Origin of the sequence: Rahnella sp. ChDrAdgB13, from assembly GCF_017655185.1 — a bacterium.
Lineage (GTDB): Bacteria > Pseudomonadota > Gammaproteobacteria > Enterobacterales > Enterobacteriaceae > Rahnella > Rahnella contaminans.
The window spans coordinates 160225-184566 of the sequence record NZ_JAEMGT010000031.1 but is presented as its reverse complement, the minus strand read 5'-3'; the positions used below and the strand labels follow the sequence as shown (position 1 = coordinate 184566).

The 24342-nt window shown below is 54.1% G+C and carries 16 protein-coding genes; 7 read left to right on the top strand and 9 right to left on the bottom strand.

The annotated features are described in order from the left end of the window. Window positions 1-14 precede the first annotated feature (14 nt). Both rcsD and rcsB read left to right on the top strand, forming a co-directional pair. Complete coding sequence (rcsD, locus tag J8X26_RS11120; protein WP_208950908.1) at window positions 15-2705, top strand: phosphotransferase RcsD; 2691 nt, start codon at window positions 15-17, stop codon at window positions 2703-2705. Window positions 2706-2709: 4 nt separating this feature from the next. Next, a complete protein-coding gene (gene rcsB, locus J8X26_RS11115; protein WP_013574620.1) occupies window positions 2710-3360 on the top strand; it encodes a response regulator transcription factor RcsB in 651 nt (216 codons plus the stop codon). A 75-nt stretch (window positions 3361-3435) separates the two neighbouring features. Here rcsB and rcsC read toward each other — a convergent pair whose 3' ends face one another. Both rcsC and gyrA read right to left on the bottom strand, forming a co-directional pair. Next, window positions 3436-6303, bottom strand: a complete 2868-nt coding sequence (rcsC, locus tag J8X26_RS11110; RefSeq protein ID WP_208950907.1) for a two-component system sensor histidine kinase RcsC — start codon at window positions 6301-6303, stop codon at window positions 3436-3438. A gap of 149 nt (window positions 6304-6452) precedes the next feature. Further along, window positions 6453-9104 carry a DNA topoisomerase (ATP-hydrolyzing) subunit A gene (gene gyrA / locus J8X26_RS11105; protein WP_208950906.1) on the bottom strand — a complete coding sequence of 884 codons (2652 nt, stop codon included), beginning with the start codon at window positions 9102-9104 and terminating at the stop codon, window positions 6453-6455. Between the two features lie 260 nt (window positions 9105-9364). Here gyrA and ubiG point away from each other — a divergent pair, with 260 nt between their 5' ends. The 4 genes from ubiG (at window position 9365) to yfaE (ending at window position 14351) form a co-directional block, all read left to right on the top strand. Next, on the top strand, window positions 9365-10102 hold the full coding sequence (gene ubiG, locus J8X26_RS11100) for a bifunctional 2-polyprenyl-6-hydroxyphenol methylase/3-demethylubiquinol 3-O-methyltransferase UbiG (protein ID WP_152324347.1): 738 nt from the start codon (window positions 9365-9367) through the stop codon (window positions 10100-10102). Between the two features lie 503 nt (window positions 10103-10605). Next, on the top strand, window positions 10606-12888 hold the full coding sequence (nrdA, locus tag J8X26_RS11095) for a class 1a ribonucleoside-diphosphate reductase subunit alpha (RefSeq protein ID WP_165058269.1): 2283 nt from the start codon (window positions 10606-10608) through the stop codon (window positions 12886-12888). 71 nt (window positions 12889-12959) lie between these two features. Continuing rightward, window positions 12960-14090: a class Ia ribonucleoside-diphosphate reductase subunit beta gene (nrdB, locus tag J8X26_RS11090; protein WP_013574613.1), complete on the top strand. Its 1131-nt coding sequence runs from the start codon at window positions 12960-12962 to the stop codon at window positions 14088-14090. After that, complete coding sequence (yfaE, locus tag J8X26_RS11085; protein ID WP_208950905.1) at window positions 14091-14351, top strand: class I ribonucleotide reductase maintenance protein YfaE; 261 nt, start codon at window positions 14091-14093, stop codon at window positions 14349-14351. 586 nt (window positions 14352-14937) lie between these two features. Here the strand turns inward: yfaE and J8X26_RS11080 are convergent. Continuing rightward, the gene (locus J8X26_RS11080) at window positions 14938-16143 is read right to left on the bottom strand and encodes a nicotinamide mononucleotide deamidase-related protein YfaY (protein WP_208950904.1); all 1206 of its coding nucleotides are present in this window, start codon (window positions 16141-16143) and stop codon (window positions 14938-14940) included. Window positions 16144-16299: 156 nt separating this feature from the next. Beyond that, the gene (locus tag J8X26_RS11075; RefSeq protein WP_152324353.1) at window positions 16300-16845 is read right to left on the bottom strand and encodes a YfaZ family outer membrane protein; all 546 of its coding nucleotides are present in this window, start codon (window positions 16843-16845) and stop codon (window positions 16300-16302) included. Between the two features lie 320 nt (window positions 16846-17165). Here J8X26_RS11075 and J8X26_RS11070 point away from each other — a divergent pair, with 320 nt between their 5' ends. Next, window positions 17166-18599 carry a catalase gene (locus tag J8X26_RS11070; protein ID WP_165058275.1) on the top strand — a complete coding sequence of 478 codons (1434 nt, stop codon included), beginning with the start codon at window positions 17166-17168 and terminating at the stop codon, window positions 18597-18599. 55 nt (window positions 18600-18654) lie between these two features. Here the strand turns inward: J8X26_RS11070 and menE are convergent, their stop codons facing one another. Genes menE through menD form a run of 5 tightly spaced genes read right to left on the bottom strand, consistent with a single transcriptional unit; the run spans window position 18655 to window position 24328 of the window. Beyond that, the gene (gene menE / locus J8X26_RS11065) at window positions 18655-20031 is read right to left on the bottom strand and encodes an o-succinylbenzoate--CoA ligase (RefSeq protein WP_208950903.1); all 1377 of its coding nucleotides are present in this window, start codon (window positions 20029-20031) and stop codon (window positions 18655-18657) included. Then, window positions 20016-21017, bottom strand: a complete 1002-nt coding sequence (gene menC / locus J8X26_RS11060) for an o-succinylbenzoate synthase (protein ID WP_152324356.1) — start codon at window positions 21015-21017, stop codon at window positions 20016-20018. The genes menE and menC overlap by 16 nt, the downstream gene beginning before the upstream one ends. Next, window positions 21017-21874 carry a 1,4-dihydroxy-2-naphthoyl-CoA synthase gene (gene menB / locus J8X26_RS11055; protein ID WP_152324357.1) on the bottom strand — a complete coding sequence of 286 codons (858 nt, stop codon included), beginning with the start codon at window positions 21872-21874 and terminating at the stop codon, window positions 21017-21019. Before menB ends, menC begins: the two co-directional genes overlap by 1 nt. Beyond that, window positions 21861-22658 carry a 2-succinyl-6-hydroxy-2,4-cyclohexadiene-1-carboxylate synthase gene (gene menH / locus J8X26_RS11050; protein WP_152324358.1) on the bottom strand — a complete coding sequence of 266 codons (798 nt, stop codon included), beginning with the start codon at window positions 22656-22658 and terminating at the stop codon, window positions 21861-21863. The genes menB and menH overlap by 14 nt, the downstream gene beginning before the upstream one ends. Next, entirely contained in the window at window positions 22655-24328 is a 1674-nt protein-coding gene (gene menD / locus J8X26_RS11045; protein WP_208950902.1) for a 2-succinyl-5-enolpyruvyl-6-hydroxy-3-cyclohexene-1-carboxylic-acid synthase, read from the bottom strand. The genes menH and menD overlap by 4 nt, the downstream gene beginning before the upstream one ends. Window positions 24329-24342: the final 14 nt, after the last annotated feature.

Sequence of the window (24342 nt, the reverse complement as noted above, 5' to 3'; positions counted from 1 at the left end):
AAAAATTCATCATCATGGCTGGTAAATATTTATCACTGACATCAACCAACATTACGCGTTTCTTCTGGTTGTTCATTCTGTTGCTGGTCGTGGGGCTGGGCCTTTACGGTTACAACTACACCAACGCGTACATGAATGACAAACTGCACACGACGCAAACTCTTGCCGATCAGTTGCAAAAACGCATCGATAAATATCGCTACATGACTTACCAGATTTACGATGATTTTTCCGGTCAGCCGATGACGCCCGATGCAGTGAATGCGCAGGAAATCCGTCTTCGTCAGGATATGTTCTTCGTTTCCAAGCCGCATAAGAAAACGGATGCGCTGATCTTCGGTACGCACGACAGCTCGACGCTGGATCTCACGTTGAAGGTCTCGGCATTTCTCGACGATCAGTGGGGCTCAACCACCCTGCCTTATTCCCTGTATTATCTGAATGGCCAGGACAACAGCATGATGCTGATTACCACAGTGCCGTTGCAGCAGCAGGATTCCCGGCTGAAAGAAAACTATTTCACCAGCACGCTGCAATCGCGCCGTGCGGAAATGCTCCAGCAAGCCAACACGCTGGACGAGCGGGAAAGTTATTCTCCGCTGCGCAAATCCCGCCAGAGCAATGAATATTCATTCTCCCTGCGCACGACCTTCAATAATCCGGGTCATCTGGCAACGGTAATTGCCTTTGATTTACCGATGAGCGACCTGATCCCGTCGAGCATGGCGCGGGATAATTTCCAGCTCAACGGCAATACCTCGGACGTCAATGAAGGGGATCCGACCGACGACGGCGCCGCGAGCACCATTACGCTGCAAGGCTGGTCGATGGTCTTTAATGTCCCTCTGAACAACTCTCCGCTGTCGCTGACTTACCATGTGCCGCTGTTTAGCCTGGTCGTGGATCTGTCGCGCAACAACTTCTGGCTGATCCTCATCAATCTGTTCCTGATGGGGCTTGCGATGGCGAGCATCTATTTCATCCGCCATCAGTACATCCGCCCGAGCGAAAATATGGCGGCGCAGTTGCAGATGCAGCAGGCGCTCAATCAGGAAATTATCTCCGGTCTGCCGCTCGGATTGCTGGTGTACAATTTCAGTAACCACAGCGTGATCCTGAGCAACAAGATTGCCGATCAGCTGTTGCCGCACCTGAGCCTCAATAAAATTGCCAATATGGCCGAGCAGCATCACGGTACGATACAGGCCACCGTCAATAATGAGGTGTACGAGATACGCATGCTCCGCAGCCAGATTTCACCGGAAACCTACCTGTTCATGCTGCACGATCAGGACAAAGAAGTGATGGTGAACCGGACGCTGCAACAGGCCAAACGCGAGTTCGAAAAGAACCTCCAGGCGCGCAAACTGATGCTGCATAATCTGGGCATTGAGCTAAACCAGCCGCTTCAGGAACTCAACGGACTGGCGCAGGCGCTGACCGAAGAACAGCAACCGGAAGAGCGTCTGGCGCTGGAAGCCAAACTGCTCAATGAATCGCGTAACGCACTGACGCTGGTAGACAATATTACCCTGCTGACGCGGCTGGAAACGCAGGACTGGCAGCCTTCCAGCGACGGTTATGTGTTATCGGCGATGGTTGATGAACTGTTACTCGACGCCCTGCCCCGCCTCAGCCAGAAAGGGCTCGGGCTGCTGAACCATTTCCAGATTGCGCCGGAAGCGTCCTTTGTGGGCGATATGCAGGCGGTGAAGAAAATTCTGTCGCTGCTGATCGATTACGCCATCGTTACCACGTCGCTGGGCAAAATCACGCTGACCAGTGAACAGGACGAAGATCGCCCGGATCAGCTGATTTTCCACATTACCGACACCGGCAGCGGAATTTCGAAGGAAGAATTGAGCAATCTGAATTATCCTTTCCTGAGCCAGACGTTAGTCGATCGCTTTAATCACGGGTCAGGACTGACGTTCTTCCTGTGTAATCAGCTGTGCAAGAAGCTCGGCGGTCAGCTCGAAATCCGCAGTAAGCTGAACATCGGAACCCGCTACACCGTGCGCGTGAAGCAGCGTCCGCAGGCGCAGGAAGTGGAAGCCGAACATGAGCAGTTGCTCAATGATGTCACGGTTTTACTCGACATCACCTCGGAAGAAGTTCGCGGCATTGTCACCCGCACCATGAATGCGTATGGCGCGGTGTGTATTGTGGCAGACGAGCGCCAGGTGACGCGCGAGTACGACGTTGTACTGACGGATAATGCGCAAAACAGCGATAAATATACGCTGCTGCTGACCGACGATGAAGCCGGTTTCCAGCCGCTTGAAAAGCATTATATTCGCGTCAATTACAACATCAGCAGTGCGCTGATCGACGCAACCTTACTGTTAATCGAACAGCAATTTTCTGTTTCCGATGACAGTGTTTCACCCGAAGAACCCGGCGAAGACTCTCTCGATCAGTACGAAAAGCAGTTAAAATCAAGCGATTACTATCAGCTTTTTGTCGAGACAGTACCGGAAGATCTTGAGAAACTGTATAATGAAAACCAACGTCGTGATTTTACGTCACTGTCACAAACAGCACATCGCCTTAAGGGGGTATTCGCCATGCTGAATCTGACTCCCGGCAAGCAAATGTGCGAAGCGTTAGAACAATACATCGCAGACGGCGATGCATTACAGATTACTGAAACCATCAATCACATTGATTCTTTTGTCTCCAGACTGCTCCAGCAAGGTAGCTAATCACATGAATAATATGAACGTAATTATTGCTGATGACCATCCTATCGTCCTGTTTGGTATTCGTAAGTCCCTTGAACAAATTGAATGGGTGAACGTTGTCGGTGAATTCGAAGACTCGACAGCACTGGTTAACAGCTTAAGCAAACTTGACGCCCATGTTCTGATTACTGACCTTTCAATGCCAGGCGACAAATTCGGCGATGGCATTACGCTGATCAAGTACATCAAACGTCACTATCCGCAGCTGTCCATTATTGTTCTGACCATGAACAATAATCCGGCGATCCTGAGCTCTGTCCTGGATCTGGATATTGAAGGGATTGTGCTAAAACAAGGCGCGCCAACCGATTTACCGAAAGCGCTGGCCGCGTTGCAGAAGGGCAAGAAGTTTACCCCTGACAGCGTTGCCAAATTGCTGGAAAAAATCAGCGCCAACGGTTACGGCGACAAGCGTCTGTCTCCGAAAGAAAGCGAAGTTCTGCGTCTGTTTGCGGAAGGCTTCCTGGTGACAGAGATTGCTAAAAAGCTGAACCGCAGCATCAAAACCATCAGCAGCCAGAAGAAATCTGCGATGCTTAAACTGGGCGTGGAAAACGATATCGCCCTGCTTAACTACCTGTCTTCCGTCAGTTCCCAGCCAGTCGATAAAGACTAACGTTTCAGGATGTTACTCTGATTATTGAACGTTAAGACATAAAAAAGGCACCTCCGGGTGCCTTTTGCTTTTCTATTACTGCTCACTTTCCCGTTTCTTGCGAACCAGCGCGCTGTAGTAACTCAGCGTATCGCGCAACGTCTCCAGCGTGACCGGTTTCGACAGGCAGTTATCCATCCCCGCTTCCAGACAACGCTGACGTTGTTCGGCCAGTGCGTTGGCAGTCACGCCAATCACCGGCAGCGTATGGCCCAGCTCACGCAGTTTTTGGGTCAGCCCGTAACCATCCAGCCGTGGCATGTTTACGTCACTGAGAACGATGTCGATTTCATGGGAACGCATGGCGTCCAGCGCGTCCATACCGTCATTCGCCGTCACCACGACGTATCCCATCGTGCCCAGCTGATCTGCCAGCAGACGCCGGTTGATCGGATGGTCATCCACCACCAGCAATGTGATATCGCTGTAATCGTGAACCACAGTGGCTTCCGGTGCCGGTAAACCGCCTTCTTCTGCTGACGTTTCCAGCCGGTAAATACGGTTAAGCAGCGCGGTGATTTCCAGCGGCGTCGAGGTGCTGTGAACCCAGTACCCCGGGCGTGTCTCGACCGGCGGCCCGATGTGCGCGATAGAAAACTCAATCTGTGCCGCCAGTTCACCTTTGAGGATGAGCGGCGTATCGGTGATCAGCACATCTTCGCGCTGGCTTTGCATTCCTGCCTCAAAGCGCTGAATATTCGCGCCGTGGTAACGCAGCAGCTGCATCAGATAGCTTTCCAGATACGCGTTACGCACATCCAGCCAGACCGTTTTGTCCTGCCAGTTATCGAGCGGTTCCTCGGACGGGAACGTGGCGTTGTACAACGGAATACGCACGGTAAACGAACTGCCCAGCCCCGGTTCGGATTCAACGTCAATGTCGCCATCCATCAGGTTGATCAGCTTTTCACAAATCGCCAGCCCGAGCCCGGTGCCCTGGAAGTGGCGCTGCACGCCGGTTCCGACCTGGAAGAACGGGTCAAACAGGCGGGTGATTTCCCGCTCCGGGATGCCCACGCCGGTATCGCGCACCTGGAATTCCAGATAATTACCGCAGGTTCTGACGTTCAAAACGATACAGCCGGTATCGGTAAATTTGATCGCGTTATTCAGGATATTCGAAATGACCTGCTGCAAACGCACCGGATCGCCGTTAAACGACAGCGGCACGTTGTGCTCGATAAAACAGTAAAGGCCGAGGTGCTTTTTCACCACCAGCGGCAGATAGTTGCCGGCAATGTGGGTAATTACTTCACGGCACGAAAATTCCTGCGGCTCGATTTTCAGCTGCTCGGATTCAATTTTCGAGAAGTCGAGAATGTCGCTGATGATTTTCAGTAAAAGCGCCGAGGAGTTGTTCATCGCCGTTACCAGACGGTCAACGCCCTGCGGCAGCCCCTGCGTTTGCAGTAAATCCAGGTTACCGATAATCCCATACAGCGGCGTACGCAATTCATGGCTGACCGTCGCCAGGAACATGGATTTCGACTGGCTGGCCTGTTCCGCCGCATTGGCCATTTCCTGGAGTGATTCCTCCATTTTCACCCGCGAGCTGACGTCTATCAGAACGCAGATCGCCACGTCTTCATTCCGGTAGCGAGAGTGAACGAAACTCAGCTGGATGTTGTTGTTATTCTTGGTAATCACATCAACAAAATTGACCTGCTGGTCGCAGATGATCCGCGTAATACGCTGGCGGTCTTCCTGCGTCAGCATATTGATATAATTATGCGCCAGCTCATTACTCAGGATATTCACGCCATCACTGATGCGCAGAATCGAAATTCCTACCGGCGCCGAGGCAACGATTTTATGGTTAAACTGCTCATGTTCTTCCAGACGGAACGCGTTTTCTTCCGCCGGTAAGAACATCTTACGCTCAAATACCCAGGCCAGAATAAACAGCAGCAGACCGGAGAAGATATTCAGCAATACGGCGTTGAAAATCAGTATCTTGAACCGTTCAAGCAGCGTGTTGAACGGCATTGAATAGACTACGCTCAGCGTGGATGGTGTCAGCGGCTTTTTATAAATGAGATCTTTATAGCCGTTCATGTAGCCGAAATAAGAGCTTTCTTCCGGGTAATTTCCCAGCGTCGCCGTGTTACCGTCATCTTCAGAAATGCTCAGCAACGGCTGATCGTCTTCATCCAGCAGCGTCACGCCGGTGTGCTGGGCATTAGGATTCAGTAAATCTTCAAGACGCAAATTTTGCTGAATACCCATCAGCGCTTCGAGTTTATTACCGACATAAATTGGAGTTAATACATACAGATAGCCGGAATCTTTATTACCGGACTGCGACACCCAGTACAGGCTGTTGGCCTTGTCCTGGTTTTTACCGTTGCGGTATTGCAGGATTTTCTCATGCAACGATTTCAGCTGCTCCTGACTTTCACGCTCCAGCGGTTCGCTGCTGACCCCAAAATCCACCAGACACAAATTCTCGCCGCTGATATAGAACACACGGTTCAGATCGTAAGCATCGGAAAAATTGTCTTTCCAGTAATGGATCATGTTACCAAGCGACGCAAGCGAGTTGCGGTAGCTGCTGTTTATCTGAGAACAATCGGACTCAGGAAACAGCGAAAGATAGGTCGGCGGCGTGCTTTTGGTGCTGATCATGCCATTGATGATATCCAGCCCGTTCATGGAATCGCTGAGACGCTTCTCGGCCATAAACTTTATGCTGTGCATGACGTCATTGGAGTTTTTGACGTAGCTCTGCGCCAGATCGTAGTTGAGGTTATCCTCATCGCGGATCTCAGATTCTTTGTTGTGGAAGATATTCAGCACATAAAAGGTGGTCAGCAGCACACCCAGTGTCCACAACATAAGCGCCAGCACCCGGAACAGATAGCGGGATATTTTTAGCGTTGTTCGAAACGAAGCAAGATATTTCAAGGATTAACCATCGGTGTAACGGCTCAGTGAGCAGGATACGTTTAGGATTCAGAATACACTATTGTCGTGGTTTCTAAAAAATACGATGTTAATAAAAAAGGCATAACACGTTGCCATGTTATGCCCTTCTTTTATCCGACTAAGAAAACTTATGCTTCGTCGTCTTCAGCTGGCTGATCGTCTTCACCTTCTGCGTCGTCCGGCAAATCGGCTGCTTGTGCCGCTTCCAGTTCGCCCGCTTCAGTGGCTACGCCATCCAGTTCTTCGTCTTCTACCGGCTCTGCAACACGTTGCAGACCGACGACGTGTTCTTCTTCTGCGGTACGGATAAGCGTCACACCCTGGGTGTTACGGCCTACTGTACTCACTTCAGAAACACGGGTACGCACCAGCGTACCGGCGTCGGTGATCATCATGATCTGATCCGCTTCATCTACCTGAATCGCGCCAACAACCGGTCCGTTACGCTCGCTCACTTTGATTGAGATAACGCCCTGCGTTGCACGGGATTTGGTTGGATATTCTGTGGACTCAGTCCGTTTACCGAAGCCGTTTTGCGTCACAGTCAGAATACAACCGTCGCCGCGTGGGATAATCAGGGACACAACGCTGTCGCCTTCGCCCAGACGGATACCGCGTACACCGGTCGCCGTACGGCCCATCGAGCGGACGGCTTCTTCGGAGAAGCGCACCACTTTACCGGCGGCAGAGAACAGCATGACTTCGTCTTTACCGTCAGTCAGGTCAACACCAATCAGCTCATCACCCTCGTTCAGGTTAATGGCGATGATGCCGGCGCTGCGCGGACGGCTGAAATCGGTCAGAGCAGTTTTCTTCACGGTACCGCTTGCGGTTGCCATGAACACATGACGGCCTTCTTCGTACTCGCGTACTGGCAGAATGGCGGTAATACGTTCGTTTGGCTCAAGCGGCAGTAAGTTGACGATCGGTCGGCCACGGGCACCGCGGCTGGCTTCCGGCAACTGATAGACTTTCATCCAGTACAGACGTCCGCGACTTGAGAACATCAGAATGGTGTCATGGGTGTTAGCCACCAGCAGACGGTCGATAAAGTCTTCTTCTTTAATGCGTGCGGCTGATTTGCCTTTACCACCGCGACGCTGCGCTTCATAGTCGGTCAGAGGCTGATATTTCACATACCCCTGATGCGACAATGTCACCACAACGTCTTCCTGATTGATCAGGTCTTCGATGTTGATGTCAGAAGAGTTCGCCGTAATTTCTGTGCGACGCGGATCGTTATACTGATCGCGGATCGCTTCCAGTTCTTCACGAATGACTTCCATCAGACGCTCAGGGCTGGACAGGATGAACAGCAGCTCGGCGATTTGCACCAGCAGCTCTTTGTATTCATCCAGCAGTTTTTCGTGCTCAAGGCCGGTCAGTTTCTGCAAGCGCAGATCCAGAATCGCCTGTGCCTGCTGTTCAGTCAGGAAGTATTTACCGTCGTGAATACCAAACTGTGATTCCAGCCATTCAGGACGAGCCGCATCATCACCGGCGCTTGCCAGCATCGCAGCAACGTTACCCAGATCCCATGAACGCGCGATCAGGCCCGCTTTCGCTTCAGCCGGCGTCGGTGCAGCACGGATCAGTTCAATGATTGGGTCGATGTTTGCCAGCGCGATGGCCAGTGCTTCAAGGATATGTGCACGGTCACGGGCTTTACGCAGTTCGAAGATAGTACGACGCGTGACGACTTCACGACGGTGACGGACAAACGCAGACAGGATCTCTTTCAGACCGAGAATTTTCGGCTGACCCTGGTGCAATGCCACCATGTTGATGCCGAAAGACGTTTGCAGCTGCGTCAGTGAATAGAGGTTATTCAGAACCACTTCACCGACAGCGTCGCGTTTGATTTCAATGACGATACGCATACCGTCTTTGTCGGACTCATCACGCAGTGCGCTGATGCCTTCGACACGCTTTTCTTTCACCAGCTCGGCGATCTTTTCGATCAGACGGGCTTTGTTCACCTGATACGGGATCTCGTGAACAATGATGGTTTCGCGACCGGTTTTGGCGTCCGCTTCCACTTCAGCGCGGGCACGGATGGAGATTTTGCCACGGCCTGTACGGTAAGCTTCTTCGATACCACGACGGCCATTGATGATCGCCGCCGTCGGGAAATCTGGCCCCGGGATGTGTTCCATCAGCCCTTCAATGCTGATGTTTTCATCTTCGATGTACGCCAGACAGCCGTTGATCACCTCAGTGAGGTTATGCGGCGGAATGTTCGTCGCCATACCGACCGCGATACCTGACGAGCCGTTAACCAGCAGGTTAGGAATACGCGTTGGCATTACCGCAGGAATTTGTTCGGTGCCGTCATAGTTTGGCACGAAATCGACAGTTTCTTTTTCTAAGTCTGCCAGCAATTCGTGTGCAATTTTTGACATGCGGATTTCGGTATAACGCATGGCGGCGGCGGAGTCGCCATCCACCGAACCGAAGTTACCCTGCCCGTCCACCAGCATGTAGCGAAGTGAAAAAGGCTGAGCCATACGAACGATGGTGTCATAAACAGCAGTATCACCGTGCGGGTGATATTTACCGATAACGTCACCGACCACACGGGCCGATTTTTTGTAGGCTTTATTCCAGTCGTTACCGAGAACATTCATTGCGAAAAGTACGCGCCGGTGCACCGGTTTCAAACCATCGCGCACATCTGGGAGCGCACGTCCGACAATAACGGACATCGCATAATCCAGGTAAGAGTTTTTCAGCTCTTCTTCGATGTTAATCGGTGTGATTTCTCTGGCAAGGTCGCTCATGGAGCTGCTATCCCTCTACTGATTATTCATGGCCGCTGCCCACGTAGGCATATATAGCGCAAAGGTGTAAAACTATACCACAAACCAGCCAAACGTGGAAAACAACCTCCCCCTTTTGCGCAGTATTATCCAACATGATTCAAACCTTTGCGCAAAGCGCGTGAATTCGTACAAAGATTAGTCAGTCGCGACAAAACTGAACCAAACCGGACGGAATATGTATAATCCGCTCATCTGGATATAAGGAGTTCATCACGCTCATGACAACCACACCGGCCTCTAAGCCACAGAATATTGACCATGAAGAAATCGCCAAGTTTGAGGCCGTCGCCTCGCGCTGGTGGGATCTGGAAGGCGAATTCAAACCCCTTCACCGCATTAATCCACTTCGTCTGAACTACATTCTGGAGCGCGCCGACGGCCTGTTCGGGAAGAAGGTTCTCGACGTCGGCTGCGGCGGCGGAATTTTAAGTGAAAGCATGGCGGTGGCTGGCGCAGAAGTGACCGGTCTGGACATGGGCGGCGAGCCGTTGCAGGTCGCGCGTCTGCATGCGCTGGAAAGCGGTGTGAAAGTCACTTACGTGCAGGAAACTGTCGAAGCACATGCCGATGCGCATCCGCAGCAGTACGATGTCGTGACCTGTATGGAAATGCTGGAACACGTACCGGACCCGGCGTCAGTGGTTGCGGCCTGCGCCCGTCTGGTAAAGCCCGGCGGCCACGTTTTCTTCTCCACCATCAACCGTAATAACAAAGCCTGGCTGATGGCGATTTTCGGCGCGGAATACGTGCTGAAGATGGTGCCGAAGGGCACGCATGACATCAAAAAGTTCATCAAGCCGTCAGAGCTGCTGAACATGATTGACCGCACGCCGCTGTTTGAACGCCACATTATGGGGCTGCATTACAACCCGCTGACCGACCATTTCAAACTCGGGCCAAACGTCGATGTGAATTACATGATTCATACGCAGGCTGAAAATAACAGCGTGAGCTGAGTGCCCGAAATCACCCCTGCGTCAAGCCCGGAAGATGCGTTCCGGGCTGAAATCTTCAGACTTTACCCAAACATCCCTGCTCATAATTTCACTTAAACCTTAGTTTTTAGGGCGTTGGTTCATCCGGCAGACGCAACATGTTTTTTTAGAATAGTTATCCAGATCAATATAGCGTTTTTTTCTAACGTTTAATAAACCGGCAGTCGATCACCTTTCGCAAAAATATAAGAAAATCGTATCTCAGATATTGACAGGTTTGTCGCGCCAGCAATGACGGACTCCTCAGGCTTGAGGCAAAAATTTCTCCCCAACTTATCCACAAAACAGGCCATTTTGTTCACTTGCAAAAGGGCCATTCAGTCACTATCTTGTCATCAGAAAATAACAAACCCACAATATATTGTGTTTATATCCTGACCAGCACACAAGGGACTCTTTGTGCTGTCGCGCGTGTTTTCACGGCCAGGTCAGGCACTGTATAAACCTTTGAGGTATCACACCGAATGAACCAAAGTCTGCTTGTTACTAAACGTGATGGCCGCACAGAACGCATCAACCTTGATAAAATCCACCGTGTCATTGACTGGGCAGCGGAAGGTCTTCAAAACGTATCAGTTTCTCAAGTAGAACTTCGTTCACACATCCAGTTCTATGACGGGATTAAAACCGCTGATATTCATGAAACGATTATCAAAGCGGCTGCCGACCTGATCTCCAAAGATGCCCCGGATTACCAATATCTGGCCGCCCGTCTGGCAATCTTCCACCTGCGTAAAAAAGCCTACGGCCAGTTTGAACCGCCAAAACTGATCGACCAGGTCACGCGCATGGTTGAAATGGGTAAATACGACAAACATCTGCTGGAAGACTACACGGCTGAAGAGTTCGAGCAGATGGACAGTTTTATTGACCACTGGCGCGACATGAATTTCTCCTACGCCGCTGTGAAGCAGCTGGAAGGGAAATATCTGGCACAGAACCGCGTGACCGGCGATATCTACGAAAGCGCACAGTTTCTGTACATTCTGGTCGCGGCCTGCCTGTTCTCCGGCTACCCGCGTGAAACCCGTCTGGATTACATCAAACGTTTCTATGACGCGATTTCTACCTTCAAAATTTCTCTGCCTACGCCGATCATGTCTGGCGTGCGCACCCCAACCCGTCAGTTCAGCTCCTGCGTTCTGATTGAATGTGGCGACAGCCTGGATTCCATCAACGCGACGTCCAGCGCTATCGTGAAATACGTTTCCCAACGTGCCGGTATCGGCATCAACGCCGGTCGCATCCGTGCGCTGGGCAGCCCGATCCGTGGCGGCGAAGCGTTCCACACCGGTTGTATCCCGTTCTACAAACACTTCCAGACCGCCGTGAAATCCTGTTCTCAGGGCGGCGTTCGCGGCGGCGCAGCGACGCTGTTCTACCCGATGTGGCATCTGGAAGTCGAAAGCCTGCTGGTGCTGAAAAACAACCGTGGTGTTGAAGGTAACCGCGTCCGTCATATGGACTACGGCGTGCAGATCAACAAACTGATGTATCAGCGTCTGGTGAAAGGCGGCGATATCACGCTGTTCAGCCCGTCCGACGTGCCAGGCCTGTACGATGCCTTCTTTGCCGATCAGGACGAGTTCGAACGTCTCTACGAGAAGTACGAGCAGGACGCCAGCATCCGTAAGCAGAAAGTAAAAGCGGTTGAGCTGTTTTCGCTGATGATGCAGGAACGTGCTTCTACAGGCCGTATCTACATTCAGCACGTTGACCACTGCAACACCCACAGCCCGTTTGATCCGGCAATCGCGCCAGTTCGCCAGTCTAACCTGTGTCTGGAAATCGCGCTGCCAACCAAACCGCTGGACGATGTGAACGACGAAAACGGCGAAATCGCGCTGTGTACGCTGTCTGCTTTCAACCTCGGCGCTATCGAAAGCCTCGACGATCTGGAAGAGCTGGCAGTGCTGGCAGTTCGTGCCCTTGACGCCCTGCTTGATTATCAGGATTACCCGATCAAAGCCGCGAAACGTGGCGCGATGGGCCGTCGTACGCTGGGTATCGGCGTGATCAACTACGCGTATTATCTGGCGAAAAACGGCGTGCGTTATTCCGACGGCAGCGCCAACAACCTGACGCACAAAACGTTTGAAGCCATTCAGTATTACCTGCTGAAAGCCTCCAACGAGCTGGCGAAAGAGCAAGGCGCGTGTCAGTGGTTCAACGAAACTACCTATTCACAAGGCATCATGCCGGTGGATACGTACAAGAAAGATCTGGATGCGATTTGCGACGAGCCGCTGCATCTGGACTGGGATTCCCTGCGAGAAAGTATCAAAACCCACGGCCTGCGTAACTCTACGTTGTCCGCGCTGATGCCTTCCGAGACGTCTTCTCAGATTTCCAATGCCACCAACGGTATCGAGCCACCACGCGGTCATATCAGTATCAAAGCGTCGAAAGACGGGATCCTGCGTCAGGTTGTGCCGGAATATGAGCGTCTGAAAGATCAGTACGAACTGCTGTGGGATATGCCGAACAACGACGGTTATCTGCAACTGGTTGGCGTGATGCAGAAATTCATCGACCAGGCGATTTCGTCTAATACTAACTACGACCCGTCGCGCTTCCCGAACAGCAAAGTGCCGATGAAACAGTTGTTGAAAGACCTGCTCACGGCCTACAAATTTGGCGTGAAAACGCTGTACTATCAGAACACTCGCGACGGTGCTGACGATGTGCAGGAAGACATGAAAGCTGAAGTGGCTGATGACTGCGAAAGCGGCGCCTGCAAAATCTAATCGTCTGTTTTAACTCAATTATTATTCAAAACCCCCGTCAGGGGGTTTTTGCCGAGAATTTCGAGGAAGTTATGGCCTACAGTACTTTTTCCCAGAATAAAAACGATCAGCTTCTTGAGCCAATGTTCTTTGGCCAGTCGGTTAACGTTGCCCGTTTCGACCAGCAGAAGCATGAAATCTTTGAAAAACTGATCGAAAAGCAGCTGTCCTTCTTCTGGCGTCCGGAAGAGATTGATGTTTCCCGTGACCGTATCGATTTCCAGGCACTGCCGGATCACGAAAAGCACATCTTCCTCAGCAACCTGAAATACCAGACGCTGCTCGATTCCATTCAGGGCCGCAGCCCGAACGTCGCGCTGTTGCCGCTGATTTCTATCCCGGAGCTGGAAACCTGGGTCGAAACCTGGGCGTTCTCAGAAACTATTCACTCGCGTTCTTACACGCACATTATCCGCAACATCGTTAACGATCCGGCGATTGTGTTTGACGATATCGTGACCAACGAAGAAATCCTCAAGCGCGCGAAAGATATCTCCGGCTATTACGATACGCTGATTGAGATGACCAGCTACTACCACCTGCTGGGCGAAGGCACGCATCAGGTTAACGGCAAAACTGTCGTGGTAAACCTGCGTGAACTGAAGAAAAAACTCTACATCTGTCTGATGAGTGTCAACGCCCTGGAAGCCGTGCGTTTCTACGTCAGCTTCGCCTGTTCGTTTGCGTTCGCAGAACGTGAACTGATGGAAGGCAACGCGAAAATCATCAAGATGATCGCCCGTGACGAAGCCCTGCATCTGACCGGCACGCAGCACGCGCTGAACCTGCTTCGCTCAGGTCAGGACGATCCGGAAATGGCTGAGATCGCGCTGGAATGTCAGCAGGAATGCCATGATTTGTTCGTGCTCGCCGCGCAGCAGGAAAAAGACTGGGCTGAATATCTGTTCAAAGACGGCTCGATGATCGGCCTGAACAAAGACATTCTGTGCCAGTACGTCGAGTACATCACCAACATCCGTATGCAGGCTGTGGGTCTGGATGCGCCCTTTAAAACCCGCTCTAACCCAATTCCGTGGATCAACGCCTGGCTGGTGTCCGACAACGTGCAGGTTGCACCGCAGGAAGTGGAAGTCAGCTCCTATCTGGTCGGTCAGATTGACTCTGAAGTGCATGCGGATGATCTTAGTGATTTCGAGCTGTAAATGACGGACAGAACCATCACACTTTCAGCAAACGGCCAGCAACTGGTCTGTAACGCAGAGCACCGGAACTTGCTGGAAGTGTTTGAACATCATCAGGTTGAAGTGGAATACCAGTGCCGGGAAGGTTATTGCGGTTCATGTCGCATAAAGCTCGTTCGCGGGACGGTTGAGTACAGTGAGAAACCTCTGGCGTTTGTGGCAGAAGGAGATGTCCTTCCATGCTGCTGCCTGCCGGTGGGGGATATTGAAGTTGAATTTTAGCGGGCTGCTGCCCGTGCCCGCTGTTGAGATTGGCTTCCGGTTTAAATTCTAAATCAAAATCAAAATCAAGGTCGTGGGCGTCGGCCCACACCGACTTGGGGGACGGCTTATCGCCGCCGCCCCCCAAGACCCCCCGGGCTCTTTCACTGCGCGCTATCGCGGGCACGACGGACATGTTTCTGACGCAATTGTGAGTGGCGCAAAATGCCATCGCTGCGCGATTCCCGAATTTCAGGTGTCGAGCCTCAGGTCTCGAACCATTCATTCGGTGCCATTTTTGAGCACGCCAATCAACTTATCTAAAGATGAAAAATAGTCTGTCTTTGAATTTAAGATCGTGCGGGCGATTCAGGAATCTTGCTGAACGGAGCGGCTTCGAGACCTATGGCTCGAAGACCGAGAGAAGGCACCGCGCAGCGGCAAGATTTCGCGCCACACGCCGATGTACCAGAACATGTCCATCGGCCCAGCGATAGCGCGCAGTGAAAAAACGCGGGAGTCCAGAGGGAGAAGGTTTATTCTCCCTCTGGTCGGTGTGGGCCGACGCCCACGACCTTGAACTTAAAGTTTCACTAGCTTTACAAAGCTAAACCTTCGCCACCCGATCCAACCACGGATAATCCGCCACCGGATCCCATCCGTTCAGATACCTGCGCAGCATATCCATTGCCACCATCGCCATCGTCTCCTGCCGTAACGTAAGACCGTGTCGCGTCGCGGTGTAACGAATCGTTAATCCGCTGGTGCCGGACGGCGTATGCAGTGCCAGACTCAGGTGTTCGCCGGACAGTGCGCCGACAGCCAGTGCGAGTTGTGCGCCGGTTTTTTCCGCCAGCCCCTGAGCCCGCGCCAGCAGGCATTCGAGGGATTTTTCCGGTGACGCTTCTTCGCTGTGCGCCAGCAGCTCTCCTCCTGCCAGCGGAACACCTGCGCTTTGCAGCCGCCAGTTCAGCAGACCACCGGTGAAACTTTCACTCACCGCAAGACGCAGATTTTGTGCCAGCAGACGCTCAGCCAGACGATCTGGCAGACTGCCCAGCCCTTCGAAAATCGTGCTCTCCCCCGCCACTTCCCGTACACGCTCAAACGCTTTGTGCATCGCGGCTTCCTGCGAACGCGGGCCGGTGACTTTCAGCTCGATAATCGGCGATGACGAACGGTAACCCATCACCACACCTTCCGGCAGTTCAAGTTTATCCAGTTCGGTGGCGAGATCGCTTTCGCCGCGTCCGAACGTGGTCAGACGCAGACACAACGGCGCTTCAAGTGCGGGAAATTGTTTGTGAAGTCGCGGAACGATTTGCTGCTCCACCATCACTTTAAATTCAGAAGGTACGCCCGGCGTGAAGAAGATTTGACAGCGGTTGAGCCTGACGCTAAACCCGCAGGCGGTGCCGACCGGGTTATCCAGCAGTTCGGCATTGGCCGGAATTTGTGCCTGTTTACGGTTAGATTCGGCCATCGGACGGCCACGTTCATTAAAGAATGCCTGCATGGTTTCAATCCAGCCGGCATTCTCCACCAGTTCTACGCCGCAGGCTTTAGCCGCGGCCAGCGCACTTAAATCATCCGTTGTTGGCCCTAAACCGCCGTTTACAATCAGCACATCCGCGATATGGCTGCGTTCTTCGAGAACGGCCACCAGCGCGTCGAGACTGTCACCCACGGTTTCGCGGCTGGTCATCGGTAAACCCTGTTCGAACAGATAATTCGCCAGCCACGCAGAATTGGTATCCACAATCTGGCCGTGCAGCACTTCGTCACCCGTACTCAGCATCTCAACCCTAAGCATCCCGTTCTCCTTCTGTTTTTGTCACTCCACTGTAGAAAGGCTCGGGCCGAAACACAATTGCAAAAGCACAAAGTGAGAGTGCGGAAGTGAACATTCAGGCGAAAAAAAAGCCTGCTAAGCAGGCTTATCAGGAGATTTCCCGAAAGAGGACGGGGATCAGAAGTTGATGGCGCCGCCGAGGTATGCGCCATCAGCCACGATGTTGTCACGGTTGCCATCTTTGCCGTCCAGCGCCATGTACCGGTAACCCACGCTCACGGTCACTAACGGAATCGCGGTCAGACGCACGCCTGCATTAGCTTCTTTATAGTTGCCAATGCCGCTGGACAGTGAATCCGGGGAATAATAGTAATCACCGTACAGGGTGAACAGTTTAGCGATTGGCAATTGCAGGCCGCCACCAACTGCTGCCGCGTAACCTTCGTCGCCGTCTTTCGGGTTGGTGTAAAGCCCTTTACCGCCGACGGTGGCCATGAACGGACCCAGCGGGATGTTGTAGCCCAGACCCAGACCGGCAACATCGCCGTCGTCATCGTTATGTGTCCAGTCACCGCTTAAAGCCAGACCCGGAGAAGTGGTGCCGAAGCCCACGCCTAAGTGAGTGTAATGCTCGCCAACTTCACCATTCACGCTGATTGCATTTGCAGAAGCAGCCGCGAACATCAGGCTGGCAGCAACACCAGCGACAAGAAACTTTTTCATTATTTATCCTAAATAATTGCTAAACGACAATGATTCTTCCGCGTGAAGTCTAAAGCAATTCACTCTGTTGTAACAACTTTTTGGAACTTTAAAACATTCGCGAAAAGGCGGTAAATTGTAAGAAACATCGATTTCATTGATGAAACGACGATTTCTAATCGGAATGATAACTCCAGCCTATTTGCCCCTGATCAATATAGGGTTTATTACTTGTGGGTAGAGTGAATTTTGCTTAGGAAAGCAACCCTCAGACAAGGAATGTAAAAAGGCTTCCACAGCCCCTTTTACCCCACACCCGTTTCAAACTGAAAGGAATTGTCATGACGAAGAAAGGATTAACAACAGCCTCTGGCGCACCCGTCGTCGATAATAACAATGTCATCACCGCTGGCCGCCGTGGCCCGCTGCTTCTGCAGGATGTCTGGTTTCTTGAGAAATTAGCGCACTTCGACCGCGAAGTGATCCCTGAGCGTCGAATGCACGCGAAAGGTTCCGGCGCGCACGGTACCTTCACCGTGACGCACGATATTACGCAGTACACCCGCGCGAAGATCTTCTCTGAAATCGGCAAGCAAACCGACATGTTTATCCGTTTCTCTACCGTGGCCGGTGAGCGCGGCGCGGCGGATGCAGAACGTGATATCCGCGGCTTCTCCATGAAGTTTTACACCGAAGAAGGCAACTGGGATTTGGTCGGTAATAACACGCCGGTATTTTACCTGCGTGACCCGCTGAAGTTCCCGGATCTGAACCACGTCGTGAAACGCGACCCGCGCACTAACCTGCGTAACCCGGCGTATAAATGGGATTTCTTCTCGCATCTGCCGGAAGCGTTGCATCAGCTGACCATCGACGTCAGTGACCGTGGCCTGCCAACGTCTTACCGCCACATTCACGGTTTCGGCAGCCACACCTTTAGCTTTATCAACGCAGAAAATGAGCGTTTCTGGGTGAAATTCCATTTCCGCTGCCAGCAGGGTATTGAAAACCTGATGGACGATGAAGCCGAAAAACTGGTCGGCACCGACCGCGAAAGTTCACAGCGCGACCTGTATGACGCCATCGAACGCGGCGATTTCCCGCGCTGGAAACTGTTCGTGCAAATCATGCCGGAAGCGGAAGCCTCCCAACTGCCGTACAACCCGTTTGACCTGACCAAAGTCTGGTTGCACAGCGATTATCCGCTGATTGAGGTCGGTGAATTCGAGCTGAACCGTAATCCGGAAAACTACTTTGCCGAAGTTGAGCAGGTGGCGATGAGCCCGGCGAACGTGGTGCCGGGCATCGGCTTCTCCCCGGACAAAATGTTGCAGGGGCGCCTGTTCTCTTACGGCGACGCGCACCGTTACCGTCTGGGCGTGAACCATCATCAGATCCCGGTGAACGCACCAAAATGCCCGTTCCATAATTATCACCGCGACGGCGCGATGCGCGTTGACGGCAACAGCGGTAACGGCGTGACGTACGAGCCGAACAGCGCAGGTTTATTCCAGGAACAGCCCGATTTCAGCGAACCGCCGCTGAGCATTGAGGGCGCAGCCGATCACTGGAATCATCGTGAAGATGATGATTATTTCACTCAGCCGCGTTTGCTGTTTAACCTGCTGTCTGAAGCCGAACATCAGCGTATGTTTGCGCGCATTGCCGGTGAACTGAAGCATGCGTCACCTGAAACGCAACTACGCCAGCTCGACCTGTTCTACAAAGTCGATCCGGCGTATGGCGCGGGCGTAGAAGAAGCACTGAAAGCCTGATCAGGTTTACACCGTAAGCAATGATAAGGGCCGCGCAATGCGGCCCTTTTTTCGTCTACGCGGTCAGCGTTTCAATCCACTGCCGGATGCGCAGCCGGGAGATTTTGATACCGCCCTGCGCCAGCGTTTCGGGCAACGCGTGATACGCCACCGGCAACTGGAAATGCGGTAATTTCCGGCTAAGCCAGAGATTCAGTTCCGCATAAACCAGCCCGGCCTGTGCGTCGAGCACCGCCACCGGACGATGTCCGAACTGTTCATCAGCAACGGGAACCACAAAAGCCTGCGAAACCTGAGGATGGCTGACCAGCACTTTTTCGATATCTTCCGGCTGAATGCCTTCGCCGCCGCTGAAAAACAGATTATCCAGACGCCCGGCGATAAACAGTTCTCCTGCATGCCACCCGCCGCGATCGCGGGTATGCAACCAGCCATCGGCATCCGTCAGCGGCATCAGACTACCGTTTTTCCAGTAACCGGCCGCCAGACTGTCGGCACGGATCAGGATTTCTTCGTCAGAAATACGGACGTCTTTTCCGGCCAGCGGCATGCCCACACCCGCCGACGCATCAGCGCGTTTGGCCGTCACCGTGGACGCCGTTTCCGTCATCCCGTAACCGCACCAGCACTGCACACCAGCCTTTTCGGCCTGCGTGGTCAGCTCCAGCGGGATCTGCGCACCGCCGAGCAGAACGTGTCGCAGGGACGCCGGGAATGCCGTTTGTTGCAACAAACGCCAGAGCTGCGTCGGCACCAGCGACGCATGGCTGCATTCCGCCAGCGCGGTCTCGATATTTTTATCCCCAGCCAGCACCAGCGTGGCACCGGCGGTAAGCCATCGCCAGATAATCCCCTGCCCCGATACATGAAACTGCGGCAGCGAAAGCAGCCAGCTGTCGTTGTGTGTAAACGGAATCAAACCCAGAACGCCGCGCGCACTGGCAAGATGAGCGGAAAGGGTATGCGCTGCGGCTTTCGGCAACCCGCTGGAGCCGGAAGTGAGCGTCATTGTTGCAATACGCTCCGGCTGCCATGAAACGCAGCTGACGGAAAACGCGTTACGCAAATGCAGCGGCGTCTGGCTCAGGGACAGCGGCTGTCCGGTCAGATCCAGCACAAAACTGATGTCCAGCTGGGGTAATAATTTTTCGCAAAGACCTTGCGGCAACTGCGGATTCAGCGGCAGTAAACGCGCGCCAGTCTGCAACAGCGCCAGATAACTGAGCAGCGCATCCAGACTGTTTTTACTGCGCAGCACAACACCCGCGCCTTTACTGACGCCCTGCTGAATAAATCCGGCGGCCAGTGAATCAACACGATGTTGCAAATCACGCCAGCACCAGGTGATATCCCCGGCTTTCAGCGCCATGGCAAACGGCGAACGGTTCGCCCGTTCACGCCACGGCCAGTCATTGATCATTTGCTCTGCCATACCTTTTCCAGTTGAGAAACATCCGTCAGCGGGAGTGTGGAACCCGGCCATTGCCGGATCAACTGCGCCTGCATCAGATCCAGTGTATCGAGCCCCGGCACGGCGTCGGGCGTCAGCCATTGCGCGATACGCGCCAGCTGCGTCAGCCCGAGGCTGGATTCAATCGATGAACTGATGACTGCTTCCAGCCCCGCCGCGTGGGCCTGCGCAATCAGCTGGCGGCAGCGTAACAGGCTTCCCGTCAGCGTAGGTTTGATGATGATTGCCGCCAGACCCGGCTCGGCCTGAACGGTAAAACCGGGCTCGCGCACGCTTTCGTCCCAGGCAATCTTAATGCCGGTGGTACGGGAAAAATCGCGGGATTGTTCACGCGTCAGGCAGGGTTCTTCGATAAAAGCGATGCGGGAACGCAGCTCAGGGGCGACGTGACGGGCAAACCCCTCGGCTTTGACCGGCGTCCAGCTGCGGTTAGCGTCGAGGCGTAAACGCAGCTCCGGCAACGCCTCCAGCAACATGCTGACATTCAGCCCGTCGCCTACCGATTCGTACAAACCGACTTTCACTTTGGCGACTTTCTGGCCAAATAAATCACCCGGCAATTCACCCAGACGCGCATACAGTTCGTTCGGATCGCCATGACACAGCGGCGCACAGCGCAAACTCATGACTTCAGGCAATTCGCCGCGCAATTCCGCATCGGCACAACTGAGGCCGAACGCCACAGAAGGCAAACTGCTGAACGCCGACGCAACCGCCGTCAGCGATGCGCCCTGCACCCACTGGCTCAGCCCGTGCTGAACGGCATCCTGCGCCTGCGGCAACGCCTCCTGACTAAAACCGGGCAGCGGCGCAATTTCGCCCCAGCCGGTTTTATCGTCCTGCCACAGTGATACCAGCAAACCGTCACGCGTTTTCAGACGCTGATTGCGCAGCACCACGCCCGCCTCCATCGGCAGGCTATACCGGTACACCGTGGCGCGGCGCATTACGGATTACGCTTAAATTTGCTGAAGTCCGGCTGGCGTTTTTCGTTAAACGCGTTGCGCCCTTCCTGACCTTCGTCGGTCATGTAGAACAGCATCGTGGCGTTACCCGCCAGTTCCTGCAACCCGGCCTGACCGTCGCAGTCAGCATTGAGTGCAGCTTTCAGGCAACGCAGCGCCATCGGGCTGTTTTCCAGCATTTCGCGGCACCAGCGCACCGTTTCCTTTTCCAGATCGGCCAGCGGAACTACAGTGTTAACCAGGCCCATTTCCAGCGCGGCTTTCGCGTCGTACTGACGGCACAAGAACCAGATTTCGCGGGCTTTTTTCTGGCCGACGATGCGCGCCATATAAGAAGCGCCCCAGCCGCCGTCGAAGGAACCGACTTTCGGGCCGGTCTGGCCAAAGATGGCGTTATCCGCGGCAATCGTCAGGTCGCACATCATATGCAGAACGTGTCCGCCGCCGATGGAGAAACCGGCTACCATCGCCACAACAGGTTTCGGGCAGGTACGGATCTGACGCTGAAAATCCAGCACGTTCAGGTGGTGCACGCCGCTGGCGTCCTGATAGCCGCCGTAATCGCCGCGGACTTTCTGATCACCGCCGGCGCAGAAGGCTTTTTCGCCTTCGCCGGTCAGCACGATCACGCCAATACCTTCGTCGTTACGGGCATCGTCGAGCGCACGGATCATTTCTTTGACGGTCAGCGGGCGAAACGCATTACGCACCTGCGGACGGTTGATGGTGATTTTAGCGATGCCATCTGCAGATTTGTGATAACGGATATCTTCGAATTCGCCGGTGCAATCACGCCATTCAACCGGCGCATACAGTTCTTTTTCATCAGGATAAATCATGCTCAACTTCCTTTAAGACAGGTGAATTAATGAACGCCAGCGCCTGACGGGCAAATTCCGCCGGATTGTCACGATGGGCGTTATGCCCGGCATTGGCGACGGTACGCAGTTCGAAACCGGACTGCTGTGCAAGATGGATAAATTTGGTGTCGGCACTGCCACACAGCCACGCCAGTGGACGTGAAAGCAGACGCAGTTCAGGCCGCAAATCCGGCTGCACCGACAGCGACGTGGAGGCCAGCATCGCGGCAACGGCGCGGGGATTATTGCCCTCACGCAATAAAACCAGCCCGGCGCGCTGTTCGTCCGTCAGGCTGGAAAACACCGGCTGCTGATACCAGCTGGCGAGTGTCTGCGGCCAGGATGCTTGCGTGAAACGCGCAGCCCATTGCTGATCGTGATGACGGCGCTGCGCGCGTTCCGCCGGACAGGTCAGCCCGGGATGTGCACCTTCCACCAGCACACCCTGCAAGCCGGACGTGTCGCCGTGACAGGCGTGATACAGGCTGATGCGCCCGCCCAGCGAATAACCGATCAGCCAGTAAGAAGTTATGCCCTGCCCGTTCAGCGTGTCGGTCAGCAACTGACTGACGTCGGCAAAACCAGCGGCGGTAATCGCGGTGGAACGCCCGTGCCCCGGCAAATCCACCCGTAAGCACGGCCATCCGGTCAGCGAAGGCAAAAGCGGCTGCCAGTCTTCCGCACTGCCCAGCAAACCGTGGAGAAAGACCAGCCACGGACGCCCTTCGGCGTCGCCACTGAGCCGCGTGCAGGCCAGCGTCATGATGCGCTGACCTCTCTGACTAAATCACGCAGACACTCAGCGCCTTCCGTTTCACTGACTTTCAGCTCGATAAGTTTTACGCCGCCGTGCTGCCAGCACTGGCTGACGGCGTCGCGTAACGTGCTCATGGAATCCGGGCAGGCGTAATCCAGACCAAACATCGCTGCCGCATGGCTGAATTCAACGTTTTGCGGCATGCAGTAAAAACGCTGACGCTCAGCCTCCGGCGTCGGTAACAAAGAGAAAATCTGCCCGCCGTTATTGTTCACCACGATGATGACCGTCGGGGCGGAACACTGGCGCATCAGCGCCAACGCGTTTAAATCGTAAAGTGCGGAGATATCGCCGAGAAGCACCAGTGTGGGTTTGCAGGTTGCGCGCTGAACACCGGCGGCTGTTGAAAGCAGGCCGTCAATTCCGCTGGCGCCGCGGTTGGCGAAAACCGGATAACCTGCAGGCAACTGCGCGAAAGCATCCACGAGCCGGACAATCAGGCTGTTGCCAAGAAAAAGCTGACCGTGCTCCGGCAATAAAGCGGGAAGACAGCACGCCACCGCGGCCTCGCCAAAGGTGCCTTCAAGACGATTTTCCACGGCGTTTAGCGCGCGTTGGGAACACTGTTCCAGCTCTTCTGCCCAGTCCGGCTGAGGCTGCGCAGGGTGCGCCAGAAGCCACTCAGCGACATCGGCCTGAATACGGTGGCCACGATGCTGCGCCGGATCCTGCCTGCCCGGTAAGGTGTCGATCAGCCAGTATTCCTCCGGCTGGCACGCGGCCTGCCATTGCAGCAAACGCTTACCGGTTAAACCGCCGCCAAACTGAATGACCAGCTGAGTTTTCGACAGCACAGCCTGCGCCTGCGGGGAGGCAAGCCATAAATCGGCACAGGGAAGCGGATTACCGGTTGATGCCTGAACGTCGGTTATCAGCGGCCAGCCAAGCAGTTCTGCCCAGCGGGCGACCAGCTCACTTTCCTGCGCTGAAATACGACCGGCGATAATCACGCCGCGCTTTTGCCGCCATGAAAACCAGTCAGACGGTGCCACCGGATGCTGCACCGGCGAATAAGACAGCCACGGCTGATCTCCCTGCCACCAGTCGCCCAGCGTTTGCAGCCAGACCTGATGTTCACCGTTATCTTCACCATAAAGCGGCTCAGCAAACGGGCAATTTATATGTACCGCGCCATGCGTCTGCTGCGCCAGCGCGTTATCGAGCGCCGACACCAGCCAGCGGGCACTGATTTCCGGCGTCGGACGCGGCAAATCCAGCGTCTGAACCGGATGGCTGGCAAAAATACCGGTCTGGCGGATGGCCTGATTGGCGCCACAGTCAATGAGTTCCGGCGGGCGATCGGCGGTGAGCAGCACCAGTTTTTCGCCGGTCAGCCCGGCTTCGATCAGTGCCGGATAAAGATTGGCGACCGCCGTGCCGGAAGTGACAATGACAGCCACGCGCTGCCCGCTGGCTTTTGCCAGCCCGAGCGCCAGATGGCCGAGGCCGCGTTCGTCAAAATGGGTGTGACAGATCAGATACGGATGTGCCGCGGCTGCAAGGGTCAGCGGCGTGGAACGGGAACCGGGAGCAATACAGACATGCTGCACATTATGGCGGGTCAGTGCTTCAAGGATCAGCGTCGCCCAGCGACGGTTAAAGACGGCAACAGACATGATGAACTCACTCC